21 protein-coding genes are annotated in these 22509 nt (G+C 63.2%); 11 read left to right on the top strand and 10 right to left on the bottom strand.

Annotated elements, in window-relative coordinates:
- Positions 1-5 precede the first annotated feature (5 nt).
- Together irlR and B0G74_RS26725 are read left to right on the top strand one after the other, a co-directional pair.
- A complete protein-coding gene (gene irlR, locus B0G74_RS26730) occupies positions 6-686 on the top strand; it encodes a heavy metal response regulator transcription factor IrlR (protein WP_132377950.1) in 681 nt (226 codons plus the stop codon).
- Positions 683-2125 (top strand): heavy metal sensor histidine kinase, encoded by a 1443-nt coding sequence (locus tag B0G74_RS26725; protein ID WP_132377948.1) that lies wholly within the window; start codon positions 683-685, stop codon positions 2123-2125. Before irlR ends, B0G74_RS26725 begins: the two co-directional genes overlap by 4 nt.
- A 78-nt stretch (positions 2126-2203) precedes the next feature.
- Here B0G74_RS26725 and B0G74_RS26720 read toward each other — a convergent pair whose 3' ends face one another.
- Positions 2204-2479, bottom strand: coding sequence for a DUF4148 domain-containing protein (locus B0G74_RS26720; protein WP_132377946.1), 276 nt, complete (start codon positions 2477-2479; stop codon positions 2204-2206).
- A gap of 230 nt (positions 2480-2709) precedes the next feature.
- On the opposite strand from B0G74_RS26720, the gene B0G74_RS26715 reads away from it, so the two are divergent.
- A complete protein-coding gene (locus B0G74_RS26715) occupies positions 2710-2937 on the top strand; it encodes a hypothetical protein (RefSeq protein WP_243658308.1) in 228 nt (75 codons plus the stop codon).
- 48 nt (positions 2938-2985) lie between these two features.
- Here the strand turns inward: B0G74_RS26715 and B0G74_RS26710 are convergent, their stop codons facing one another.
- On the bottom strand, positions 2986-5133 hold the full coding sequence (locus tag B0G74_RS26710) for a hypothetical protein (RefSeq protein ID WP_132377944.1): 2148 nt from the start codon (positions 5131-5133) through the stop codon (positions 2986-2988).
- Between the two features lie 878 nt (positions 5134-6011).
- Here B0G74_RS26710 and B0G74_RS26705 point away from each other — a divergent pair.
- Entirely contained in the window at positions 6012-6320 is a 309-nt protein-coding gene (locus tag B0G74_RS26705; RefSeq protein ID WP_132377942.1) for a DUF4148 domain-containing protein, read from the top strand.
- A gap of 190 nt (positions 6321-6510) precedes the next feature.
- Here the strand turns inward: B0G74_RS26705 and B0G74_RS26700 are convergent, their stop codons facing one another.
- The 4 genes from B0G74_RS26700 to B0G74_RS26685 form a co-directional block, all read right to left on the bottom strand.
- Complete coding sequence (locus B0G74_RS26700) at positions 6511-7098, bottom strand: hypothetical protein (RefSeq protein WP_132377940.1); 588 nt, start codon at positions 7096-7098, stop codon at positions 6511-6513.
- 34 nt (positions 7099-7132) lie between these two features.
- Entirely contained in the window at positions 7133-7840 is a 708-nt protein-coding gene (locus B0G74_RS26695; RefSeq protein WP_132377938.1) for a hypothetical protein, read from the bottom strand.
- A 158-nt stretch (positions 7841-7998) separates the two neighbouring features.
- Positions 7999-9363, bottom strand: coding sequence for a sigma-54 dependent transcriptional regulator (locus B0G74_RS26690; protein WP_132377936.1), 1365 nt, complete (start codon positions 9361-9363; stop codon positions 7999-8001).
- Positions 9348-10895 (bottom strand): HAMP domain-containing sensor histidine kinase, encoded by a 1548-nt coding sequence (locus tag B0G74_RS26685; protein WP_132377934.1) that lies wholly within the window; start codon positions 10893-10895, stop codon positions 9348-9350. The genes B0G74_RS26690 and B0G74_RS26685 overlap by 16 nt, the downstream gene beginning before the upstream one ends.
- A gap of 332 nt (positions 10896-11227) precedes the next feature.
- On the opposite strand from B0G74_RS26685, the gene B0G74_RS26680 reads away from it, so the two are divergent.
- Together B0G74_RS26680 and B0G74_RS26675 are read left to right on the top strand one after the other, a co-directional pair.
- Complete coding sequence (locus B0G74_RS26680; protein ID WP_132377932.1) at positions 11228-12478, top strand: MFS transporter; 1251 nt, start codon at positions 11228-11230, stop codon at positions 12476-12478.
- A gap of 69 nt (positions 12479-12547) precedes the next feature.
- Positions 12548-12979 carry a response regulator gene (locus B0G74_RS26675; protein WP_207915701.1) on the top strand — a complete coding sequence of 144 codons (432 nt, stop codon included), beginning with the start codon at positions 12548-12550 and terminating at the stop codon, positions 12977-12979.
- A 53-nt stretch (positions 12980-13032) separates the two neighbouring features.
- Here B0G74_RS26675 and B0G74_RS26670 read toward each other — a convergent pair whose 3' ends face one another.
- The gene (locus B0G74_RS26670) at positions 13033-13362 is read right to left on the bottom strand and encodes a helix-turn-helix domain-containing protein (protein ID WP_132377930.1); all 330 of its coding nucleotides are present in this window, start codon (positions 13360-13362) and stop codon (positions 13033-13035) included.
- 87 nt (positions 13363-13449) lie between these two features.
- Here B0G74_RS26670 and B0G74_RS26665 point away from each other — a divergent pair, with 87 nt between their 5' ends.
- On the top strand, positions 13450-14547 hold the full coding sequence (locus B0G74_RS26665) for an NADH:flavin oxidoreductase/NADH oxidase (protein WP_132377928.1): 1098 nt from the start codon (positions 13450-13452) through the stop codon (positions 14545-14547).
- 302 nt (positions 14548-14849) lie between these two features.
- The gene (locus tag B0G74_RS26660; RefSeq protein WP_132377926.1) at positions 14850-15527 is read left to right on the top strand and encodes a dihydrofolate reductase family protein; all 678 of its coding nucleotides are present in this window, start codon (positions 14850-14852) and stop codon (positions 15525-15527) included.
- Between the two features lie 86 nt (positions 15528-15613).
- On the opposite strand, the gene B0G74_RS26655 is transcribed toward B0G74_RS26660, so the two are convergent.
- Both B0G74_RS26655 and B0G74_RS26650 read right to left on the bottom strand, forming a co-directional pair.
- Positions 15614-16381, bottom strand: a complete 768-nt coding sequence (locus B0G74_RS26655; RefSeq protein ID WP_132377924.1) for a DUF4410 domain-containing protein — start codon at positions 16379-16381, stop codon at positions 15614-15616.
- Between the two features lie 807 nt (positions 16382-17188).
- Complete coding sequence (locus tag B0G74_RS26650; RefSeq protein WP_132377922.1) at positions 17189-17656, bottom strand: hypothetical protein; 468 nt, start codon at positions 17654-17656, stop codon at positions 17189-17191.
- Between the two features lie 352 nt (positions 17657-18008).
- Between B0G74_RS26650 and B0G74_RS26645 the strand changes: the two genes are divergently transcribed.
- The 3 genes from B0G74_RS26645 to B0G74_RS26635 all read left to right on the top strand — a co-directional run bounded on the left by B0G74_RS26645 (position 18009) and on the right by B0G74_RS26635 (position 20754).
- Positions 18009-18434 carry a phasin family protein gene (locus B0G74_RS26645; RefSeq protein WP_132377920.1) on the top strand — a complete coding sequence of 142 codons (426 nt, stop codon included), beginning with the start codon at positions 18009-18011 and terminating at the stop codon, positions 18432-18434.
- 581 nt (positions 18435-19015) lie between these two features.
- Positions 19016-19465 (top strand): DUF2844 domain-containing protein, encoded by a 450-nt coding sequence (locus tag B0G74_RS26640; RefSeq protein ID WP_132379383.1) that lies wholly within the window; start codon positions 19016-19018, stop codon positions 19463-19465.
- Between the two features lie 11 nt (positions 19466-19476).
- Entirely contained in the window at positions 19477-20754 is a 1278-nt protein-coding gene (locus B0G74_RS26635; RefSeq protein ID WP_132377918.1) for a DUF3443 domain-containing protein, read from the top strand.
- A gap of 175 nt (positions 20755-20929) precedes the next feature.
- On the opposite strand, the gene B0G74_RS26630 is transcribed toward B0G74_RS26635, so the two are convergent.
- Positions 20930-22204, bottom strand: coding sequence for a putative zinc-binding metallopeptidase (locus B0G74_RS26630; RefSeq protein ID WP_132377916.1), 1275 nt, complete (start codon positions 22202-22204; stop codon positions 20930-20932).
- Positions 22205-22509: the final 305 nt, after the last annotated feature.

Here is a 22509-nt window from a genome sequence, read left to right as displayed (position 1 = left end):
TGTGAATGCGGATTTTGTTAGTGGAAGACGAGCCGAAGACCGGCGCCTATCTTCGCAAGGGGCTATCGGAGGCGGGATATGTTGTCGATTGGGCGGAAGACGGCGTCACGGGCCAGCATCAGGCGGAGACGGAAGACTACGACCTGCTGATCCTCGACGTCATGCTGCCGGGACAGGACGGTTGGACGTTGCTGCAAAACCTTCGCCGCACGCGGCTCACGCCCGTGCTCTTTCTCACCGCGCGCGACGACGTTGGGGATCGCGTCAAGGGACTGGAGCTCGGCGCCGACGACTACCTCGCGAAACCGTTCGACTTCGTCGAGCTGATCGCGCGCGTGCGGTCGATCCTGCGGCGCGGCAAGCCACGTGAATCCACCTCGCTGAAGGTCGCGGATCTCGAGCTGGATCTGACGCGGCGCAAGGCAACCCGTCAGGGCGACGTGATCCTGCTGACGGCCAAGGAGTTCACGCTGCTGTGGCTGCTCATGCGCAAGGAAGGCGAAATCCTGCCCCGCGCCACGATCGCTTCGCAGGTGTGGGACATGAACTTCAATAGCGACACGAACGTGGTGGATTCGGCAATCAGGCGGTTGCGCTCCAAGGTCGACGACGCCTACGAACCCAAGCTCATTCACACCGTGAGAGGCATGGGCTACGTGCTGGAAAACCGGGACAGCGGCAATTGATCAGGCGCGTGGTGCCGCGAACGCTGCGGGCGAGGCTCACTGCTCTCATCATTCTGTCGACGTCGGCGATCCTCGCGTTGAGCGGCTTCGCGCTATATGAGGCGCTGCGCAGCCGCCTCGAGTCGACCTCGATCGAGCATATGGCCGGCACGATGGCGGCGTTGCGCACGCATCTGGCGGGGATCCAGAATGCCGATGGCATTGCCGGCAATGCGGAGACGTGGATCGACCTGTTGCATGGGCACCCGAACCTGGCGCTCGCCATCTACGATACGACGGGGCAGCGCCTGTCGAGCACCTTGGGGTTTCGGCCCTACGCGCCGATTCCCGCAACCGGGGCGAGCGGTGCGGCCGTGAATCTCGCGCCCACCGGTTCGAATCTTCGATACCTGGTGGAAAGCGTGCCGCTCAATGACGGAATCGGGCCGTTGGTGCGCGTCGCCGTTCAGTACGATGGAACCAGTGATCAGGCTCTGTTGCGCGCGTATGCGTACACCGCGGTGGTCATTGAAGTATTAGGCGTGGTGCTCGCCGCCGCGTTTGCGTACGGTATCGCCATGCTGGGCCTGCTTCCGCTGCGCAGGCTGGTGGCGCGGGCAGAGGAGATGTCGACAAGCCGCCTGGCGCTGCCTCTGCCAGAACTGGAAGCGTCGGGCGAGTTGAAGGAACTGGAGCACGCCTTTAACGGCATGCTGGCGCGGCTCGACGAATCGTTCACCAGGCTGAGCCAGTTCTCCTCCAATCTTGCCCACGACATGCGCACGCCGCTCACCAATCTGCTCGCCGCGGCTCAAGTGGCGCTGTCACAGCGCCGGAGCGCGGAAGACTATCGGGACGTGATCGAATCGAGCGTGGACGAGTATCAGCGACTGTCGCGCATGATCGAAGACATGCTTTTCCTCGCGCGCTCCGATCAGGCTGACGCGCCGCTGTCCTTGCGTTCGCTCGACGCGGTTGCGGAGGCCGAACGCGTCGCCGGCTACTACGAGACCATGGCCGAAGATGCGCAGGTCACGATCGAGGTGACGGGCGAGGGTACCGTGCAGGCCGATCTGCTGCTCTTTCAACGCGCGCTCAGCAATCTGCTGTCGAACGCGCTCGTGCAGGCGCCGCAAGGCAGCGCCATTACCATCGACTGCAAGCAGGAGCCGGGTTCGACCACGCTGAGCGTGTCGGACTCGGGAGCGGGAATCGACGCTCGACATATCGAGCGCATATTCGAGCGGTTCTATCGTGTCGACCCGTCGCGGCACGGTTCGGCCTCGGGCACGGGGCTGGGTCTTGCAATCGTGAAGTCGATCATGAACGGCCACGCAGGACAGTGCGGGTGCGAAAGCCGGCCTCATGTCAGCACCCGTTTCTGGCTGCAATTTCCCCGGCGCGAATGTTCGAACAACGGCCTGACCATGTCCATGACGGACGACGCCGCTCGCCCATAAAGATTGAGCGAGCGCGCGTCCGCGCGCAACGGGCAAAGGTATGCCGCCGGAGAGGCTCGCTTCCGGCGGCATGCGCCGCTATTTGTTCGCGACGAGTTTGTCATGCTGATCCATTGACGGTGCCTTCTCACCGGCATGCCGCGTAACCGCGTGCGTCTGCTTGTTCCGGGCAATCGTGTTGGCATCCGGGGGGTATTGTGTCTTGCTGGTTGGCGTCACGCCGTCATGCTGGGCTTGAACGAGTTCGTGATTCACCTGCTCGCGAGACTTGCCTTGCGCCTGAGCGGCTGGTGAGAGTGCGCCGATCATCGTTATGGCAACGACGGACAGGGTGAAGAGTCTTGCAGCATTCATGTCGAGATCTCCTTTGTGGCGACCGCCGGTCGGCGATTCGTGAGTCCAGTATGAATCGCAGGCGGTGTGCCATCGTGACCGCAACATGAGAAAAATGTCAGGACAGGCGGTATCGACAAAACGGCATCGAGCGCCGCTTGCATGAGATTTTTGTCATCTTGGCGTGATGCTGGCGGCGACTTTCGCGGAGCAGGATGACTCATCTTCTTCCACGAATGACGAGGCGGCGAATGCGCGCGTTACTGCAGAAATCTGCCTTGCTGATGATGCTGGCCGCCGGCCTCGCAGGATGTGCAAGCAGCGGCGGCAAGGCAGCGGCTTCCGCTAATACGTCGGCTTCCACGCAAAAGGCGTCGACGGACCTCGCGCCAGGCGAGCAGATCGACTACGCCGGCCATCGCTGCGGCAATCCGAATCTGTATGTGAAGATGCATCTGTGTGTCTTTCCGCGCCGATAGCGTGGCCTATTTGCCGGCCCTCGTAAGAAGGCCGGCACGTCCGCGAGATCAGCTCGGATCGGAGTACTTCAGCGTCCAGCCCAACGTGCGTTGACTACCCGCTGTCAGCGCAAACGGAAGCGTCGTACAAGCGAACTTTGAATGCAACTGCCCAATTGGCGTGGTGGACAACGGATTGGTGACGCCGGCCGCCATCTCGAAGTTGGACAGCGCGCAGCTGTCGAAACCCGTGGTGCCATAGCTGGTCGCATTGCTATTCGCGTATTTGACCGAAAACCCGTCGCTATTCGCCGTGGTGTTCTGGAAGTCCGCAAACGACGTGAAATCCGTCTCGACCGCCATGTTGCCGGTCAGCGTGGCGGAGCTCAGCGTATCGGTCCGGGTCATCGAGCCATGATCGAACGTCAACACCGTATGCACTTGCAAGTCGATGTCGGTGGCGTACGTTGCATTCTTGGCGGCTTGCCGGAATTTGGCCGTGTCGAACGATACGACAACCTGGCCGTTGTTTTCCTGGACACTCAGATTCTTGTAGTACGTGACCGGGATGTAAGTCTTCCCGTTATACGTAACCTGCGGAATCAACAACGCGTAGCCCAGATCCGTGGTTCCGTAGATCAGCTTGTCGGAGAACGGTGTCGGGTAATACGGCGTGTACGAATTGTAATCGGGTGCCTGGCTCAGGTTGAGATTGATGACGCGTTTGCCATCGCGCACCGTAACGAGCGCCGCGCTGTACGGATGAGCCGTATCGCCCGGCAAGTTGTACCAGGTCAACGTGTAATGCGGTCTTGCATCCAGCCACGCTTGCAGATCAGTGTCGGACATGGGCGCCTTGCTGCCGAAACCCAGCTTGTCCCACCACGCATTCACGTACATAAACTGATGCAGCAGGCTGAAATTCTCACCCATGACGCGCGGTTTTCCACGATACGTATCGGTCCCGCGGCCTTTCACCCACATATTTACGGACGGCGTGGGCAGCGTCGGGTCGTACCAGAACGTGTCGTAGCGATAGGCCGCCTTGTAGATGAACGAATAGGCGACCTGCATTTCCTGCGCGGTCAGTACGCCTGCATTGGCCGCAGCCGTGAGGACTTCCATGAAGGCCGAATCGCCGTATGGCCCGATGGATCGGCCGTAGTTGAAACCCTGGCCGTCGGCATTGAGTTGCGGAAGAATCAGATCGACCGATTTGCGCAGATACGATTTCAGTTCCGGCGTCAGATTGGCCTCGTTACCCATTTCCAGCGTTCGCTCCGTCACTTCGCCGATCAGCAGCGTGCTGTATCGGTCGAAGCGCGCCTGGTCGTAGTAGGTGGTGTGCGTATTCGACGCTTCGTCGGAAAAGCCGCCGGAGGAATCGTTTCGAATGTGATTGGTGAGCGTGTACAGAAGCGCGTCGCGCGCGCCCATCGTTGCCACGGTTGGATCGGTCTTGGACGAGAAGCTCGGATTGCTCCAGCCGAGTTTTTGCCGCAAGCCCGCAATGCCGTAGGAAACCGCGTAGTAGTTTTGAGCGGTATTGAGCGATGCAACGTCGATCGGCACGCCTGCCGCCGGGCACGTATTCGTTTTGCCGCTTGCGTCCGCGCCGAACATGTCGCAGAAGTTCAGCCGATTTTGCAGCGTGGTCAGCATGGCGTCGCTGAAAACTTCATTGAGCATGCCGTGCGCCTTGAAATTGTTCAGCGCAACGAGATAGTAGTACTCGCCCCAGGAGGTATTCGCATACACGTAATCGGCGCCGTGCATCTGCGTCATCATCGCGGTCGTTATTTTCTGGTACGTCGCAAGATAGTCCGCGTATTTCGGATCGCCCTTCGTTTTCATATCGATCAATATGTACGACAGGCCGAGCGCCAGCTTACCCGGCAGGAATTTATCCCCCGTGTTGGTATCCAGCACATGAACGGGGCTGCCATCGCCAAGATCCATCACCACTTGGGTGAAATCAGGCGCTTTCTTGATGAGGTCGAAGAGCGCTCTCATCTGTCCCATCATGGTGATGGGAACGCCGGCGCCCGACGGCACGCTGGTGTCCGACGCGCCGTAGACAATGCCGTGAAGAGAGACGGCTGCGCCTTTCGACGGATCGCTCGGGGTGTCGCTCACGCTGCCACCGCAAGCGGTGACGAGAAGAGCGGTGAGCGTACTGAGTGCAAACGCAAACGAGGTTTTTCCTGGTGAAAGCATGTTGTCTCCGGATTTATTTGATCGATGCGTGATTCACATTTTTGATTACCTATTACTTGCCTTTTCTTCTCCTTTGATAAGTAAAAACAAATGCATTTTTCATTGCCGGATTCGACGCAATTCACCTGCGGGTAAGGCCGTGGTGACTCTTCCTGGCATCTGACGCGACACTACGACTGGTGCTGACTTCGGCGACAACCGTAAACAACAGTCATAGGTCGTCAGACAACGTGAATCAAACGAGCACTGCCAACCTGACACCTGCGCCACGCGGTCACCGTCGCATGCCGCTATCGCTCATTAGCAAACGTATGCGGGTGGAATATCAGCCGAATCGGACAACAGTGAAGCATGCCGCGCCGAGCGCGGCAATGAACAACCTAGCATTGAAATATTTGGTAAGTGGTAGGAGATCATATCTCTAGCAAGATGGCAAGTGTCATGTGAAACGGCCGCAAGGGACGGTGCCGACCTTGCCGCTGAAGGCCGTGCAGATAGCTGGCCGCCAAGTGTCCTTTTCACGTCCGCGCGCAATGGCGATAGACATCGGGTTGAAGGCTAGGGCAATAGCGCGGGGAATAGAAATCTGCGCGGATTCGCTGGTCGTTGAATGCGCGATTCAAGGTCGGCGACGCGAACGCGAGTGTCTTCGCGAGTGCATTGAAGTTCTTTGCCGTTGCACGCGGACGCGGTGCTTCGCCGAACTTGCCGGTCCGCGTCGAGATATGGCGGGCCTATCCGCGGTCTATGCACATTCGAGAACAATCCTCTCCACACAAGGCCCTTATTCTCAAGCGGCCACCTTTCTAGACTGTCGTCACTGAATTACGAACAGGGCTGTTCGTAGCAGAGCAAAGCGAAGTCTGGAGGTCGTCATCATGAAGTCCCTTATTCAAGCCGTTGTGGTTGCCGCTGCCCTTGCAGCGCCGGTTGCCGTGTTCGCTCAATCGAACTCGCCTGTGACCCGTGCGCAAGTGCGTGCTGAGTTGATCGAACTCGAACAGGCCGGCTATAACCCGGCCCGCGGCGAAGATCCGAACTATCCGGCTGATATTCAGGCCGCCGAAGCACGGGTCGCGGCACGGCACGCGGCGACAGGTTTTGGCGGCACCGCGAGCGGTTCATCGGACGCGGGACGTGCGCCGGTTTCCAGCGCGGATTGGAATGCGATGTACAACCATCCGTGATGAGTGGTGCACGCCGTTTTCAGCGGCGTGCGTGACGGCGTCATTGGCATTATCGAGCGGGCATGTGGTGACGTCGATGTGATCGAGGTTCAGCAAGCCGCTGCGGATCAACGCCATCATGCGCGTGAGCGCTTCGTCCGTCGTTCGACGATAGCCGCGCCCGGCACCGCGAATGCCGGGCGCTACGCGTTCAAGCCTCCGACCCGGCCTCCTCATCGACCAGTTCGGCGATGTCATGTACGTCCACCGTGCAACCCACCCGGTTTCTCACGCCGCGGCCCCACGCCTGCACATGCGCGCCTGGCGTCAGATACGCGACGAGTTCGGCCGCGGCATGCGGCGGCATGCGCAGCGACGTGCCGTCTTCCAGCAACGCGCCGCGCAATTCGCCCTTCGGACCGTAGAGCGGCATGACGACTTCGCCTTGCACATCCATCGGCTTGCCGTCGTGTTCATGGCCGTGGCCGTGTTCATGCTTCGGGCCGTGTTCGTGAGGCCGCGGGCCTTCGTCGACGATCTCGATGCCTTGCCGGCTCGTCAGCGAAATGGCGGCGATCAGATCGGCGCCGCGCGGTTTCACGCCGCGTACGCGCACCGTATCGCCCGGCGCGATGTGACGCGCGATCTGTTTGCCCAGATGCGGCGGGAAATGCACCTGCTGCTGCGTGCCGTCGGCGTGCTGAAGAATGAAGCCGTCCGCGTCGCCGTGCGGATTGAGCAGGAACAGCACGACTTTGCCGCGCGTTTCCGGCAGGCAGGCGGGGTCGATCCAATGCATGATGAAACTCCTTTGTTCGAGTGATGAGTCGTGACTACCTGGGCGGGGTGTCGTAGAGCACCGTGAGATTGCCGGGTGTACCGAAGGCGGTGGCTTGCAGTGATTCGCCATAGCGATTACGCGTGCCGTAGCCTTGCGCCGCGATCGTCGCGCCTGGCTGCAACAGGTTCGCGAAGCGCGCGGCCGCGGGCGGCGTCAGCTTGATCACGGTGCCGTCAGTGAGGAGTACGCCGTCGGGTTCGCCGCGCGGTGCGCTGGTGACCCGCAGCACGCGGCCCGTGGCATCCAGCTTGACGAGCCCGACGCCGGCGAGCGACTTCGGCAGACGCTGGGCATCGGCCGGCGGCGGTTGATCGACGATGCTGCGCCCGTTGTTCGCGTCGGCGATCTGGCTGGCGCGCAGCGTCCCGCCGGGCTGCGCGACGCCGTTGACGTTGACCGTGGCGCCTGGCGCGAAGGTGGCGGCCACCTGAGTGCCGATATGCGGCGGGAACCGGACTAACGTGTTGTCGGCGAGCAGCATGCCGTCGACATCGCCTTCCGGGTTGATCACATAGCGCTGGACCACGCCGCTCACACTTGCGGGAGCGCCATCACGAGGAGCCGCGATGAAAGGCGGCGGTGGCATCGGTGCGCCGGCGCTCGGCGCGGGCGGCGGCATGGTTTGCGCCGCGCAAGCTGCCGTCGCGGCGATGACGGCGAGCGCGGCCGCCGCGCGTGCGATCGGGTTGAAACGGTTCATTGTCGGACTCCTTCGACTGCAATGTCGTGCAGAAGTCTTCGCAACCGCTATGCCATGCCGCTATGGGTTGTCGCGTAACGCTTTCCGCCGTAGCGTCCGGTTGATGATGTCGTCTGGCTGGACGGCGGGTGTCGCCCAGTTGGACACCGGCAAGCGCATCAACCGAGCTTGTACGCGGCGATCTTCGTATAGAGCGATTGACGGCTGATGCCGAGGCGGCGCGCCGCTTCCGCGCGATTGCCCGCGCTCTGCTGCAGCGCGCGTTCGATTGCGGCGCGCTCCAGCCATTCGATCGCCTGCGGCAGCGGCAGATCGAGCAGCGCGGCGGGAATCTCGCTCACGCCGGCGCGCGGCGCGGTGAGAAAAGCCAGATCGTCGGCGGTCACGAGCGGGCCGCGTGCGAGCGCGGCGACACGCTCCATCGCGTTCTTCAACTCGCGGACGTTGCCGGGCCATGCGTGCGCGAGCAGGCGCCGCTCGGCATCGCCGCTCAAGGTCCGCGCGGGTCCGGCCAGATTCGCGGCGGCGATGAGAAAGTGCGCGGCCAGCGGAAGAATATCGTCGGGACGATCGCGCAACGGCGGCAGATGAACCGGAATCACGTTGAGCCGGTAGAACAGATCCTCGCGGAACGTGCGTGCCGCGACTTCCGCCGTGAGGTCGCGGTGCGTCGCGGCCACGATGCGCACGTCGATGGCGATGCTCGTGTTGCTGCCGACCGGCGTCAGCGTGCGCTCCTGAATCACGCGCAGCAGCTTGGCTTGCATCGGCAACGGCAGGTCGCCGATTTCATCGAGAAACAGCGTGCCGCCGTTCGCTTCGACGATGCGGCCGGCGCGCTGCGTCACCGCGCCGGTGAAGGCGCCGCGCGTGTGGCCGAATAGTTCGCTCTCCAGAAGTTCGGCGGGAATCGCCGCGCAGTTGATCGCGACGAACGGCGCGTGCCGGCGCCGTGACGCGTCGTGCAGGACGCGCGCCGCAACTTCTTTGCCGGTGCCCGTTTCGCCCGTGATCAGCACGGTCGAATCCGTGGCGGCGGCGCGGCCGATCTGCTTTTGCGCGTCGCGCAGCGCTTCGCTGTTGCCGAGCAGGCGAGGCGTGCCGTCGGTGACGTCTTCGTTCGACGCCGGCAGCGGCGGGCTCGACGCCCCGCCATTGGACGCTTCGATCTTGCGCAGCAGGGACGCGATCGCGTCGCGCCCGACCGGCTTGGTCAGGTGCTCGAAGGCGCCGAGCCGCATCGCGTGAATGGTGTTGTCGCTGGTGGCGAAGGCGGTCAGCACGACCACCGGCAGCGCGGCGCGCGACGGCATCGCGCGCAGACGCTCGAGCACGTCGATGCCGCTCAGGTCCGGCATCCTGATGTCGAGAAACATGCAGTCGATGCGCGTGTCGCTGGCAAGCATCGCAAGCGCATCGTGGCCGCTGCCTGCCTGCTCGATGACATGGCCAAGGTCGCCGAGCGTTTCGGCTAGGCTTTCGCGGAAGGCGTCGTCGTCGTCGACGATCAGGATGTGCGCCATGGGATCTCGATCACAAAACAGGCACCGCGCTCGCGCGCTTCATAAAAGGCACGGCCGCCGTGCGCGGCAGCGATCTCGCGTACCACGGCGAGGCCAAGCCCCGAACCGGCAGCGTGGCCGGTCACGAACGGTTCGAAAATGCTCTCACGCTCGGCGTGCGGCACGCCGGGACCGTCGTCGGTCACTTCGATCCGCAGTGCCGCGGCGGGGCGCGCCGCGCGCAGCGTGACGTGGCCGCCGGATGGCGTATGACGCAGCGCGTTGAGGATCAGATTATCGATGGCGCGCGCCAGTTGCTCCGCGTCGAAACACGCCTGCGCGGGAAGCCCTTCGGCGCACTCCAATGCGAGTGCGATGCCGGCCCGCGCGGCCGCGTCCTGATGCCATTCCATGCGCTCGGCGAGCCAGCTGCGCAAATCGACGGCATGGGCGTCGATACGCACGGGCTGGGTCAGCGCGAGCAGACCCGACAGTTGCCGTTCCACCCGCTGAATCTGTTCGAGGATCGCGCCGAGTGCGCGCTGCTTGCGTTCGGTGTCGCCGTTCAGGGCATTTTCCGCCTTGAGCCGCATCGCGCCGATCGGGTTGCGGATCTCGTGCGCCATCTGCGCGGAGAACCGGCCGATTGCCGCGAAGCGTTCCGCGGCCGCGAGCTGCGTATGCAGATCGCCGGCTTGCTGCTGCAAGGACGTGGCGCGCGCGCCGTAGACGTTGAACGCGTGGACGATCTTGTCGAGGTCGGGCTCGCCGGTCGGCGCAATCGGCGTGAACAGGTCGGCGGGCCGGCTCAGGCTGGCCTCGACGCGCGCGAGATTGGCGCGCCAGCGTCGCAGCAGCACGCCGAGCGCGATGGCGATACCGACGATTACTGCAAGCAACACCGCGAGGGTGGTCACGAGCGCTTTGCCCGACGGCCCGAGCGGCGGATGCACGCGCGACAGTGTCCACGCAAAGAGGCCGTCCCGATGCGGCACCGGACAGGCGGTGACGATCACGGCATCCTGCTGGCCTTCGACGAATTCGGATGCCGCCGCACGTGTCGCGGACGTCGCGCGCAAGGTGCGCAGAATCAGCGGCGTCTCGGCATCGGGGATGTCGCGCTTGATGCCGCTGCCCTGATAGGTCGGAAACGCGTACGCATCGAAACTGCCGCGCGGCGCGCCTTCCGGCCGCCAGAAGCCGCCTTCCACGCCGTCCATTTGCGCGAGCACGACGTCGAGGATCGCGTGCATCAGATCCGTGTTCGGTCCATTGGGCGACGCCGGTTGCGCGGCGGGCGCGGCGGCCGCGGGTTGACCGGCGCGTGGCGCGGCGATCGGCTCCGCCGTCCGGTCGATCGACAGGTCGTAGCGCGACCCGATCGTCTCGCAGCCGGCCAGCCCCTGCTGACGCGCGACGCTGATCTGCCGTCCGAGATTCGCTTGCGCCATGAACCACACGAGCCCGATCAGGACCGCGCACATCACCGCGACCAGCAGCCAGAAAACGATCAACTGACTGGCGAACGATAAACGTCGGGGAGCAGCGGCCATGAGTGCGCGGGGAAGGTTTGGAGCTAGACAGTAGCAAAATTCCGGCCCGTGGTGCGCGAGTCACCGCCAGGCGTTCGACGACGCTGCAAGCGGACAGGCGCCGGCTCGCTGTTGCGCCGCTGGACAACCGTTGTCCACGAACCGGACAGCGCTCCGCGTCACCGCTGGCCGCTTCCCCTCGCGGCGTTCACGCGCCAATGGCATACGAGTTGCGTCAGGCTGGCCACCGTCCCGGCACTCGTCGCCAGTGAGGTCGTCCGCATGTTGAAGCCGATACGCTCGAATTGTTCGCCACGCGGCACGCGGGACCGCTGTGCCGCGCCGGGGGCATCGTGAAAGCCCAACGCGCGCTGGAGGCGCTGAATTTCTTCGTGGCCGATGTGCAAGCCGGTATCGGACCGTTTCTCGGCGTGTTCCTGCAGGCGCGCGGTTGGGGTGCCGATCAGATCGGCACGGTCATGACGATCGGCGGCATCGCCGGCATGCTCGCGACTTCGCCGGCCGGCGCGCTGGTCGACGCGACGCGCCATAAGCGCAGCCTCGTCGTGTGCGCCGGTCTGATGACCATGCTCGCGTCCGGTTTGCTGTGGATCTCGCACAGCTACTGGATGGTGGCGGCGTCCCAGGTGGCGACCGCGATCACCGGCGCGGCAATCGGCCCGGCCTTGGCCGGCATGACGCTGGGCATGGTCAGGCAGCAGGGTTTCGACCGGCAGTTCGGCCGCAATCAGGTGGCCAATCATGGCGGCAATGTGGTTGCGGCGGCGCTGTCGGGTTGGCTGGGCTGGCGTTACGGGTTCGGCGCGGTGTTCGTCCTGAGCGCGCTGTTCGGCTTGTTGTCGATTGCCGCCGTGGCGTCGATTCCGCGCGACGCCATCGATCACGATGCCGCGCGAGGCGCCGGCGCCGACACGTCAGATGAAGGCGGCAAAGCACCCGCGAGCGGCTTGCGGGTGCTGTTGCAATCCCGTCCGTTGCTACTGCTCGCCGCGGCGCTTGGCCTGTTTCATCTGGGCAACGCGGCCATGCTGCCGCTCTACGGGCTCGCGATCGTCGCGGCCCATCAGGGCGAGCCGAGCGCGTTCACCGCGCAGACCATCGTCATTGCGCAACTCGTGATGGTTGCGGCCGCGATGCTGGCGACCCGGCTGATCCGCTGGCGCGGCTACTGGTGGGTGATCCTGCTGACTTTCCTCGCGCTGCCGATGCGCGGGCTGATCGCCGCGTCGGTGATTCACGCGTGGGGTGTGTGGCCGGTGCAAGCGCTCGACGGCATCGGCGCGGGATTGCAAAGCGTCGCGGTGCCGGCACTGGTGGTGCGGCTGCTGGAAGGCAGTGGGCGGGTGAACGTGGGGCAGGGCGTCGTGATGACGGTGCAGGGCGCTGGCGCGGCGTTGAGCCCCGCGTTGGGCGGAATCCTCGCGCACCGTTTCGGTTATCCCGCCGCGTTCATCGCGCTCGGCGCGGTGTCGACGGGTTCGCTGGTGTTGTGGCTGGGCTTCGGGGCGTCGCTCAGACATGCGTGCGCGGCACGCGACGTAGCGGGCCGCGATGCGGTCGAGGCGCCATTCCCAGTGTCGTGACACCCGTTTTCGCTGCCGCTTGGTACGCCGCTTGCTGCCCGCTGATGTTTTTATCGCAAGCTGTCACACATGCCCCGAACCCCCGCTACTTGCCAAAGGTGGAGTGCCCGTGAGATCCGGGTCCTGCACGAAATGCCGCGCGTGCTGGTCGTCGACGACAACGCCGGCGCCGCCGAGGCACTCGCCACTTATCTCTCCTACGAAGGCGTGGAAGCCCGTGCCGCCAATGGCTGCGAGCAGGCGCTGCGCTGCGTGCGGGACTGGGTGCCGGACGTCGTGGTGCTCGACATCATGATGCCGGAGCGCGACGGCTATGAAACCGCGAGCGCGCTGCGCAGCTATCTGCCGACGCAGAGTCTGGGCATTGTCGCGTTCACGTCGCTCGATGAGGATCACGTGAAGGAAACCGGCAAAGCACGTCACAATTTCGACGGCTATTGTCAAAAAGGCACGGCCCCGACGGCGCTGCTCGCGCTGATGCGCAAGCTTTGGCGGGAATAGCTGCGTGAGATCGCGCTGCATGCGTCACGTTGGCGCAGCAGCGGGCGCCAAGCTCAAGCCAATTCGCTCTCCACCGGCTCCTCGACGATCTGCTTGAGAATCGCCTCCATCAACCCCGGAAACCGGGCGTCCAGTTCCGCGCGCCGTAGCGAATTCTGATGCACGGTGCCGGCCACGCGCGTGCGCACGAGGCCCGCCTCACGCAGGATCCGGAAGTGATGGGACACGCTCGACTTCGGGCGGCCGCCGTCGAGTTCGCCGCAGGTGGCCTCGTCGACCGACGCCAGGCGCCGGACAATCTCCAGGCGGACCGGGTCGCTCAGGGCATGAAAGAGCCGCCCGAGCGCGAAATCCTCGGCGGCGGGGTGGTTATAAGTACGCATTCTGCAAATGATAAAGGTTTCTGCGATACTTCGTTATTCGATGTTTATCGAACTACCGTACAAGCAAGTCCAGAGGAGTTTAGCCTGATGTCCGCATTGTTCCAGCCCTACAAGCTCAAAGACGTTTCCCTGCGCAACCGGATCGCCATTCCGCCGATGTGCCAGTACACCGCCGAAGACGGCGTGATCAACGACTGGCATCGTGTCCACCTGGCCGGTCTGGCGCGCGGCGGCGCGGGGCTGGTGATCGTCGAGGCGACGGCCGTGTCGCCTGACGGCCGTATTACGCCGGGCTGTGCGGGCATCTGGACGGACGAGCAGGCGCAGGCTTTCGCGCCGGTCGTGGCGTCGATCAAGGCCGCCGGCTCGGTGCCGGGCATCCAGATCGGTCACGCGGGCCGCAAAGCCAGCGCGAACCGTCCGTGGGAAGGCGACGACCACATCGCCGCCGACGACAGCCGCGGCTGGCAAACCATCGCGCCGTCGGCGATCGCGTTCGGCGGCAATCTGCCGAAGGTGCCGAAAGCCATGACGCTCGACGACATAGCGCGCGTCCGCGAAGATTTCGTCGCCGCCGCGAGGCGTGCGCGTGACGCGGGCTTCGAATGGCTCGAACTGCATTTCGCGCATGGCTATCTCGGCCAGAGCTTCTTCTCGACGCACTCCAACCAGCGCGACGACGCTTACGGCGGCAGCCTCGAGAACCGCAGCCGCTTCATGCTCGAAACGCTGGCGGCGGTGCGCAAGGTGTGGCCGGAGCATCTGCCGTTGACGGCGCGTTTCGGTGTGATCGAGTACGACGGACGCGACGAGGAAACCTTGCTCGAATCGATCGAACTGGCGAAGAACTTTAAGCGCGAGGGGCTGGATATGCTGAGCGTCAGCGTCGGCTTCTCCACGCCGACGGCGGCGATTCCGTGGGCGCCGGCGTTTCTCGCGCCGATCGCCGAGCGCGTGCGGCGCGAGGCCGGCATCCCGGTTTCGTCGGCCTGGGGCATCGATACGCCGGAACTGGCGGATCGTTCGGTGAAGGACGGGCAACTGGATCTGGTGATGGTCGGCCGCGCGCATCTGGCCGATCCGCACTGGCCGTACCATGCGGCGAAGAAGCTCGGCATCGAGCGTCCGTCGTGGACGTTGCCGGCGCCGTACGCGCATTGGCTGGAACGCTATAAGGTCGCCTAAGCTTCCGCCCCGAGTTTCCTGTATCGATTGATCGTGCCGCTTGTCGCGCCAATTCATGCGCCGGGGCAGGCGGCACATCTCATTCTGTCTCCACGCGAGCGGCCGGCGCCGCGCCTTGCCACGCGCTAGACCGACTGCAGCGTCCGGAGCATCTCATGTCCGAGCGCTCTGCCAGTCACGGATGAATTGCCCGCGTGCCGCGCGACCAACCTCATGTGTACTAGCGGAAAAGGAATCGACGCGCTTGCGGAACGGCCCTTGCTTCAAGGTCTTTTCATTGACCTGACACGGAGGCTTGACGCATGACCCCTTATATCGTCGCTCACATGATGTCCTCGCTCGACGGCCGCAGCCTGACGGACGGCTGGCACCTCGACTACGCGTCGGACCTGTATGAAGACACGGCTGCCACTTTCGAAGCCGACGGCTGGATCTGCGGGCGCGTCACCATGCAGGAGATTTCGCACGGCACGGATTATCCGAAAGGGCTCGCCAAGGGCGCGGTGCCTCGCACCGATCATTTCGTCGAACGCAAAGCGGACCAATACGCGATTTCGATCGATCCGCAGGGCCGCGTGGCGTGGAAGACCAACACTGCGCTCAAGTCGCACGTGATCGAAGTGCTGACCGAACAGGTTGCCGACGACTACCTCGCGTATCTGCAGTCGATCGGCGTGTCATACGTGTTCGGCGGCAAGACCGAGATCGATCTCGGCAAGGTCGTGCAGACATTGGCACGTGAGCTCGGCGTGAAGAAGCTGATCGTGGAGGGTGGTTCGCATGTGAGCGGAGCGTTCGTGAACGCCGGTCTCGTCGACGAAGTGAGCGTGCTGATTTTGCCGCTGGTGGATGGCCGCAGCGAACATCCTTCCTCGTTCGAAGTGGCGATGGAGAAGTGGCAAGCGCCCGCGTATCTGAAGCTCACATCCGTCGAAAAGAAGGACCACGATTCGGTGTGGCTGCGCTATACGAAGGCCTGAAACGTGAACGGCAGAGTGGGACCGAAATCCGACTCTGCCGAGCGCTGTTCACGATCACTCCGGTTCAACAAATCGGCCAAGCGTTATCAGCCTTTGGTGTGCTCCGTCGACAGCCAGCCACCGCTTACGCCGATCTCGCCAATCTGCTTGGCCACCGCGTCGGCGAGGCGTTTCGCGTCCGCTGACACGCCGGCACGTTTGGTTTCGGATACAGCGTGCAAGCCTCCGCCCACGGCCGCCGAAGTCGCGATGCTGCCGGCCGCCGCGCCCACGCCCGCGGTCTCGACCATGCCAGGCGCTTTGCCGCTGTCGGCGTTGGCGGTGAAGGTTTGCACCAGACGCGGTGTGCCGCCCGCGGGCTTATACAGAATCTGTACCGAGCTGCTGACCTGACTCTTGCCCGCACCGAGGCCGATCAACATGCGGCGACGGCGATTGCCCGAGTCGATCGTATCGAAGCTGCCTTGCACGAGCAGCACATTCTGATCGGCCGGTGCGGGGACGTCCGAGCGGATCGCATGCAGACCCATCGACTGCAATTGATGCACGATTTCGTTGGCGACCTGCTCGCGGACTTCGGCGGACTCGGCGGCTTGCTTTTGCGCAGTGGACGAACCTTCGAGTTGCGTCTTCACTTTCTGCATCATGCCGCCATCCAGTTTGACCTGATCCGAATTGGCGTCGAAGGTGTAGACATAGATGTTGTCCGGGCGCACCTGGACCGGCGTGCTCGCCGTGCTTGCATCCTTGATGCTGCTGCCGGCGCAACCGGTCAGCAGCGCGCTGCAGCAAACCATCGTCACGCAGGCCAAACGGGCGGCATTTTTTCTGAGGAAATTCACTGAAGTCAACATGTTGATCCTGTCGTCGGCACGCGGTGCCGGAATGTTCGAACGGTTCTCTCGATGATCGGGCAACCGTAGGATCGTTGATCGTCGGCGAAACGTCTCGCTCTTGAAGCACCCTTGATCTCATGCGTTCTGTTTCGTACGCACCGGCAGCGAAACGAAGTATGGTCGCGTCACTTCCCGAACTCCATTCAACAATTATTTCGTCCTATGTCACGGCGCGGACAGACACGCCGAAGGCGTCGCGCGGGGCTTTCGCGTGTCACGAAAGTCAGCGGACGCAGCGGGAAAAGAGAGGCTGTGCGGATGTGGATCGACCGCGCCGGCAAGCGGCGTGAAGTTGTACAACTACGCGTGCAACCGTGCGTGCGGCGCCATGCGTATCGGCCATCAGTTCAAGGCGAGCTTGATGATGCAGCCAAGGACAAAAACCAGTAGGACGGCGGCGACGGCCAAGTTCAGCGGGTAGCGCATTCTTCACCAGGGCACCAGTGTTGCAGTGCTCATATCCTAATCACCTGACGGAAGATGAGAAGGGGTCAGTGAAGCGGCAATGTGGGAAAGCTAACGCAGCATGCTGAATGGTTAGACGGCCTACAGGCGGGAGCGCTTCCAAGCGGGCGCTTCGACCGCTTGAGTTGCCGTGCGGCTGTTTATCGAAGGAAAAATGCCCGCGTGCGCAGGGCACTAGCGTGCGTGTCGAACGGTCACTCAGCTAGCGAGGCACCTGGCGATGAAGCGCGGCATGGACTGATCACGTGGTTCATGTGCGGCGTCACGGCGAAGCTGACGTCGTGACGCCACGGCAAGAATTTACTGCGCCAGAGCCGGCGGCGGCATCCCGCCCGGCGCGCCGTGCGGCGCCTTGTTCGCGGCGGCGAGGTCTTCCGACAGACTGGTGCGCAGCGTCGCGATCGCCTGATCGGGATTGGCGGGCCTCAACTGCTCGCGAGCCAGCGAGTCATACACGTAGTGGCGCAGCATCGGATCTTGCGTCTTGTTCAGCACGTCGTGATACACGGCGATGATTTCGCCTTGATGTCCGCTCATCGCATACAGGCGGCGCAACTGTTCCAGATCGTTGATCACCGCGAAGCCGGGACCCATCGGACCCATTGGACCCATCGGACCCATCCGGCAATGCGGCGGTGGCCCGTCGCCGCGCTGCGGCTCGCCATGCGCCTGAGAGGCCGCGGGCGGCGGCGCTTCCTGGGCAAACGCGGCCGTCGCGGCCAGAGTCAGAACGGCGCTCAGCGCCGTGCTCAAGATTGCTTTTTTCATGAACTCGCTCCCATCGAGACAGGGCCGGCGCTACAGCGCGCCGGCACATGAGCAACGATAGTCGACATGCCGGTTCGTAGGGTTACTGAAGCCGCCTTGTAACTTACCGGGCCTTCCATGCCGCGCGGCCAATGGCCGCCTGGTCCCGTCGACAGGTGGCGCGCGAGCCAGGGTGTGCCCGCTGGCGGATTGTTTCCGGATGGCGCATGATTGAGCGATGTGCCGTCCGACCCCAGAACCCGCTCGTTCCAGCGGACGCTCGGCGCACGCGACGCCGCCAGTGCATGCGTCACGGAAACACCACGCGGCGATGCACCGCCGGCGAGTATTCAACCGTTAAGGAGGATTTCGCATGGACCGACCTGACGCCGCCAATCCGTTTGGCGATTTCACCAAAATGCTGGAGCAGTTCAAGCTCCCCGGCTTCGACGTACCCGCCATCATGGAAGCGCGACGCAAGGACATGGAAGCACTGGTTCAGGCGAATCAGACGGCCTTCCAGGGGATGCAGTCGCTTGCGCAGAAACAGGCCGACATGTTGCGCTCGACCCTGAGCGAATTGCAGTCGCTGACGGGCCAGTTGTCGGCCGGTGGCGCCGCGCCTTCGGGCAAAGCTGCCGAGTTGATCCAGCAGAGTCTGCACAAGTCGCTTGCCGATATGCAGCAACTGGCTCAAGCAGCGTATCAAACGCAAGCCGAGTCGTATGCGGTGATCGCAAAACGCGTAGAAGAAAACGTGCAGGAGCTCAAGTCGCTTTTGCAGCAGCAAAAAAAGTAACGGACGCTGACGCGTCGAATCGCTGACGCGTTACGTTCGAATGACCGATGCCGCGGATGACTTTCCAGTCCTCCGTGGCATTTTTTTGTTCCGCGAATCAGGCTCACGGAATCGATTTTCTCTTCACATGAAAAGCCTTTTGGGGCGTCGTATTGTCAGAGGAAAACAGGCATTTTGCTCGACTTTTTCAGCACCCACTTACATTGGCTGCGCAATGCTGCGCGCGTTAATTTTTTTCTGCATGGACCTTGGACAGTTTGCTTCGCTGTTGGCTTTTAACGAGCCGTGAAGCGGAAATGCCGGGTCAAAGCGCCGCCCCTTGGTGATCTGATTCCGAAATATCGAATACGTTAAAACGGCGCCGCGCGACGGAAAGGTTTAAATCCTTTTGCAAACGATTGCAGCGTCTCGCCGCGATGGTTAAAGTTTCACGCCGCCACTCCGTAGACGCATTCACGCTGCTCAACCAGTGTGAATACGACACGGCAGCACCGGCGAAGCGTGCGCCCCTTGTTTCCGTCCGTGATCGGCTCGGCGCCTGGTCACGAGCGTTTCACCTCGAAGGAAGTCACTTGAAACCGATGCTCTATTCCAGCATTGCCAGCGCGATGCTCGGAGCAAGCTGTGCGCTGTCGTTCGCCGCGCACGCGACGCTCGGCCAGAACGTCAGCACCGTCGACGGCGATCAATCCCGCTTGCGCGCGGTGGCTCACACGTCCACTACGCAAAGCGCGTATTCGGTACACCTGATGACGCTGCCGTCCGGCACGCTGGTGCGCGAGTACGTCGCGCGCAACGGCATCGTGTTCGGCGTCGCGTGGGAAGGGCCGACGCTGCCGAACTTGAAATCCATACTGGGGTCTTCATTCGACGTGTATGTCGCCGCCACCGCGAAGCGCCGCGGCACGCCACTCGCGGTTTCCAGCAGCGACCTGGTCGTGTACTCCGGCGGGCATCTACGCGCTTTCTCCGGCTATGCCTATTTGCCACGAGCGGTGCCCGCGGGCGTCGATGTCGGCGTCATTCAATAATGGAGCGGATCATGCGACATAGGTCTTCGTTCAAGACTTTGCTGTGCGCAGCGCTGCTCGCGTTGCTCGTCAGTGCGTGCGGCGGCGGGGGCGGCAGCTCCAGCGGCTCGGGCAGCGCGGCCGGCACCAATGGTTCGACCGGCACTTCGTCCGGTCCCTCCGTGGCCAGCACCTCGCCGTCGTCGCAGACGCTGGCCGCGAACGCGGTGAGCGTGACGGTCGATTCCGGCGTGAGCGATGTGCCGAACATGCCGTTCGTCAGCCTCACGATCTGCACGCCGGGCACGACGCAATGTCAAACCATCGACCACGTGCTGGTCGATACCGGGTCGTGGGGCCTGCGCCTGTTCGCATCCCAGTTGCCCGCTTCGATGACGCTGCCGCAACAGAAAGACGCATCGGGCCATCTGGTTGCCGAATGCATGCAGTTCTTCGACGGCTACACGTGGGGCCCGGTCAAGCTCGCCGATCTGCAGATTGCCGATGAAAAAGCTGCCTCCCTGCCGATCCAGGTCATCGACCCGAACTACGCAACGCTACCCGCCGATTGCGCGAACTTCGGCGCATCGCGCAACACGCCGGACACGTTGCAGGCCAACGGCATTCTCGGCATAGGCGTGTTCAAGCACGATTGCGGCGCGAACTGCGTGCAGCAGGCGCTGGCAGGCACGTACTACGGCTGCAGCGGCACGACATGCACGTCGATTCCCCTCGCCGAAGAGCTGCAGGTGGCTAATCCGATTCCGTACTTCGCCGCCGACAACAATGGTTCGATGCTGAGCCTGCCGACGGTATCGGGCGCCGCGCAGTCGGTCACCGGGCAACTGGTGTTCGGCATCGGCACGCAGACCAACAATTCGCTGGGCGGCGCGCTGGTGATCGGCGTGAATCCGTCGAATGGCACCTTCACGACCGTGCAGAATGGCACCACGTATTCGCGCAGTATCCTGGACAGCGGCTCGACGGGCCTGTTCTTCCAGACCAGCGCGTTGCCGGTCTGCGCGAGCCCGAACAGTGCGTACTACTGCCCGGTGTCGACCGAGCAACTGAGCGCGCTGATCCAGGGCGTGAACGGCGCCACGAGCACGGTGAATTTCAGCGTCGGCAATGCCACGACGATTGCGCAGATGTATAGCGGCAATTCGGCGCTGCCGCTGCTGGCGGGACCGGCTTTCGTCACGTCCGCGATCTTCGATTGGGGGCTGCCGTTTTTTTATGGCCGCAATGTGTACGCCGCCGTCGAGCAGCAGCCGACGCCCGGCGGCACGGGGCCTTACGTCGCGTATTGAATCGGTTGAAGCCATAGACGTCCACATTCGATTCCGGCAGCGTCGCGTAAATCGACTTTCTGACTTACGCAAGATCGATGCTTTCGCTCCAGCATGTCATGAAATGGAATTTGACCGGCACGCGCGCGGTATGAGCGATCGCCTTGCACGTCACGATGGCTTCGAGCTCACCCGGCTAGCGCCGCCTCGTAGCCCGCTTCGCCGGGGCTGCCTGAGCGGCGACAGGCGCGGGCTGTAACGGCGGCTCGGACGCCACGGGCTGCTGCGGCGCAGGTGTCACGTCCACCGATTGCAGCGGCGCGGGTGAAGCCTCGATCGGCGCCGCCGGCTGCGCGCCGGTTTGCGCCGCACCCTGACCCGGCGGCGTCGCCGCTTCTCTCGGCTGCGACTTGTCGCCAGCCCCTTCGATCACGCGATGCACGAAGCGCAGCTTCTCCACCACCGGCGCCGCCAGCGTGAACGGATACCCGTCCGGCATGCCGAGACTGCGATTCAGGCTGTTCAGCGCATAGGTGAGCGGAAACCAGCGCTTCATGAGATTCTCGAAGCTCGCGTCTTCCACCGGCGTGCGGTCGGTCAGCGTCGGCTCGCTCGGGTCGTCGGGAAGGAGCGCCACACCGTACGAGGTCGACGTGTCCAGCACGTCGACGATCAGCATGTAATGCGCCCACGTCTCGGCCCAATCTTCCCAGGGATGCATCGTGGCATACGCGCTGATATACGACGCCTGCCACTCGGCCGGCGCGCCGTCGCGATAGTAAGCCTTCAGCGCCTCGCCATAATCGACGCTCTCGTCGCCGAACAGTTTGCGGAACGGCTCGAGCCAGCGCGGGTTGTTCTCCACCAGTTGGCTGAAGTAGTAGTGCCCGGTCTCGTGCCGGAAATGGCCGAGCAAGGTGCGGTAGGGCTCGCCCATCGCGGTACGGACTTTCTCGCGATACGCGTCGTCGGCCTCGGCGATGTTCAGCGTGATGAGCCCGTTATCATGGCCAGTCATGACGCGCGAACCGTCGCCGCCGTCCTCGAGGAATTCGAAGGCGAGGCCGTGCTCGGGATCGGCCTGGCGCGACTTCACGTCGAGGCCGAGTTCGGCCAGCGTGTACAGCAGACGGCGTTTGGCCATCTCCAGCCGGTACCAGTAGAGCCGGTTGTCCGGCGCGCTCAGATTCGGAATCGTGAGGGTCAACTGGCAGGCGCGGCACAGCACGTCCGGCGAGTCGGCGGGAATCATCCAGTTGCAGACGTTTTCGACGGCATAGTTGTGGCATTGACGGAACAGCGCGCCTTCGGCGCCCGGATGCAGGCTGCGCCAGCGGCCTTCGCCGGCATCTTCGAACGCGCTGATTTCCGCCAGTTCAGGCACATAGCCGAGCAATGACTCGCAACGTTCGCAACGAACGTTTTCGTAGAACACGAGGTGCGAGCAGTGATTGCAGTGGAAGGTTTTCATCGGTCGAGTTTGGGAGGTAGGAGGGCAGTCATAAGCGAACACCTGCCGCAATCTTCATGCCGCATTTGCCAGACGTCACTGGTTTAACGCACATTACGTGCATGATCGTGCATGAGCGCTGCGCCGCTTTGGTGCGCGGCCTTGAAAACGGCGGTGGAAGGGCGCTTGGTTCGATCGAGCGGACGGTCGGCGAGGCGCGGCATACTTCACGAGAGGCGGTGATCCGGGCAGTACAGGCAGTTCACGCAGTTTTTCGCACTTGTTCAACAAGCGTTCAGTAAACGGCATGAAGCTTGCTTTTTGGC

The organism is Paraburkholderia sp. BL9I2N2 (assembly GCF_004339745.1).
Classification (GTDB): domain Bacteria; phylum Pseudomonadota; class Gammaproteobacteria; order Burkholderiales; family Burkholderiaceae; genus Paraburkholderia.
Note: the sequence above shows the minus strand (reverse complement) of the source record. Positions and strands in the feature narration are given on the sequence as shown.

Coding starts and splice junctions, on each gene's coding strand:
- irlR (WP_132377950.1), top strand. CDS start 6: ATGCGGATTTTGTTAGTGGAAGACGAGCCGAAGACCGGCGCCTATCTT.
- B0G74_RS26720 (WP_132377946.1), bottom strand. CDS start 2,479: ATGAATGCTGCAAGACTCTTCACCCTGTCCGTCGTTGCCATAACGATG.
- B0G74_RS26715 (WP_243658308.1), top strand. CDS start 2,710: ATGCGCGCGTTACTGCAGAAATCTGCCTTGCTGATGATGCTGGCCGCC.
- B0G74_RS26710 (WP_132377944.1), bottom strand. CDS start 5,133: ATGCTTTCACCAGGAAAAACCTCGTTTGCGTTTGCACTCAGTACGCTC.
- B0G74_RS26705 (WP_132377942.1), top strand. CDS start 6,012: ATGAAGTCCCTTATTCAAGCCGTTGTGGTTGCCGCTGCCCTTGCAGCG.
- B0G74_RS26700 (WP_132377940.1), bottom strand. CDS start 7,098: ATGCATTGGATCGACCCCGCCTGCCTGCCGGAAACGCGCGGCAAAGTC.
- B0G74_RS26695 (WP_132377938.1), bottom strand. CDS start 7,840: ATGAACCGTTTCAACCCGATCGCACGCGCGGCGGCCGCGCTCGCCGTC.
- B0G74_RS26690 (WP_132377936.1), bottom strand. CDS start 9,363: ATGGCGCACATCCTGATCGTCGACGACGACGACGCCTTCCGCGAAAGC.
- B0G74_RS26685 (WP_132377934.1), bottom strand. CDS start 10,895: ATGGCCGCTGCTCCCCGACGTTTATCGTTCGCCAGTCAGTTGATCGTT.
- B0G74_RS26675 (WP_207915701.1), top strand. CDS start 12,548: ATGCCCCGAACCCCCGCTACTTGCCAAAGGTGGAGTGCCCGTGAGATC.
- B0G74_RS26670 (WP_132377930.1), bottom strand. CDS start 13,362: ATGCGTACTTATAACCACCCCGCCGCCGAGGATTTCGCGCTCGGGCGG.
- B0G74_RS26665 (WP_132377928.1), top strand. CDS start 13,450: ATGTCCGCATTGTTCCAGCCCTACAAGCTCAAAGACGTTTCCCTGCGC.
- B0G74_RS26660 (WP_132377926.1), top strand. CDS start 14,850: ATGACCCCTTATATCGTCGCTCACATGATGTCCTCGCTCGACGGCCGC.
- B0G74_RS26655 (WP_132377924.1), bottom strand. CDS start 16,381: ATGTTGACTTCAGTGAATTTCCTCAGAAAAAATGCCGCCCGTTTGGCC.
- B0G74_RS26650 (WP_132377922.1), bottom strand. CDS start 17,656: ATGAAAAAAGCAATCTTGAGCACGGCGCTGAGCGCCGTTCTGACTCTG.
- B0G74_RS26645 (WP_132377920.1), top strand. CDS start 18,009: ATGGACCGACCTGACGCCGCCAATCCGTTTGGCGATTTCACCAAAATG.
- B0G74_RS26640 (WP_132379383.1), top strand. CDS start 19,016: ATGCTCTATTCCAGCATTGCCAGCGCGATGCTCGGAGCAAGCTGTGCG.
- B0G74_RS26635 (WP_132377918.1), top strand. CDS start 19,477: ATGCGACATAGGTCTTCGTTCAAGACTTTGCTGTGCGCAGCGCTGCTC.
- B0G74_RS26630 (WP_132377916.1), bottom strand. CDS start 22,204: ATGAAAACCTTCCACTGCAATCACTGCTCGCACCTCGTGTTCTACGAA.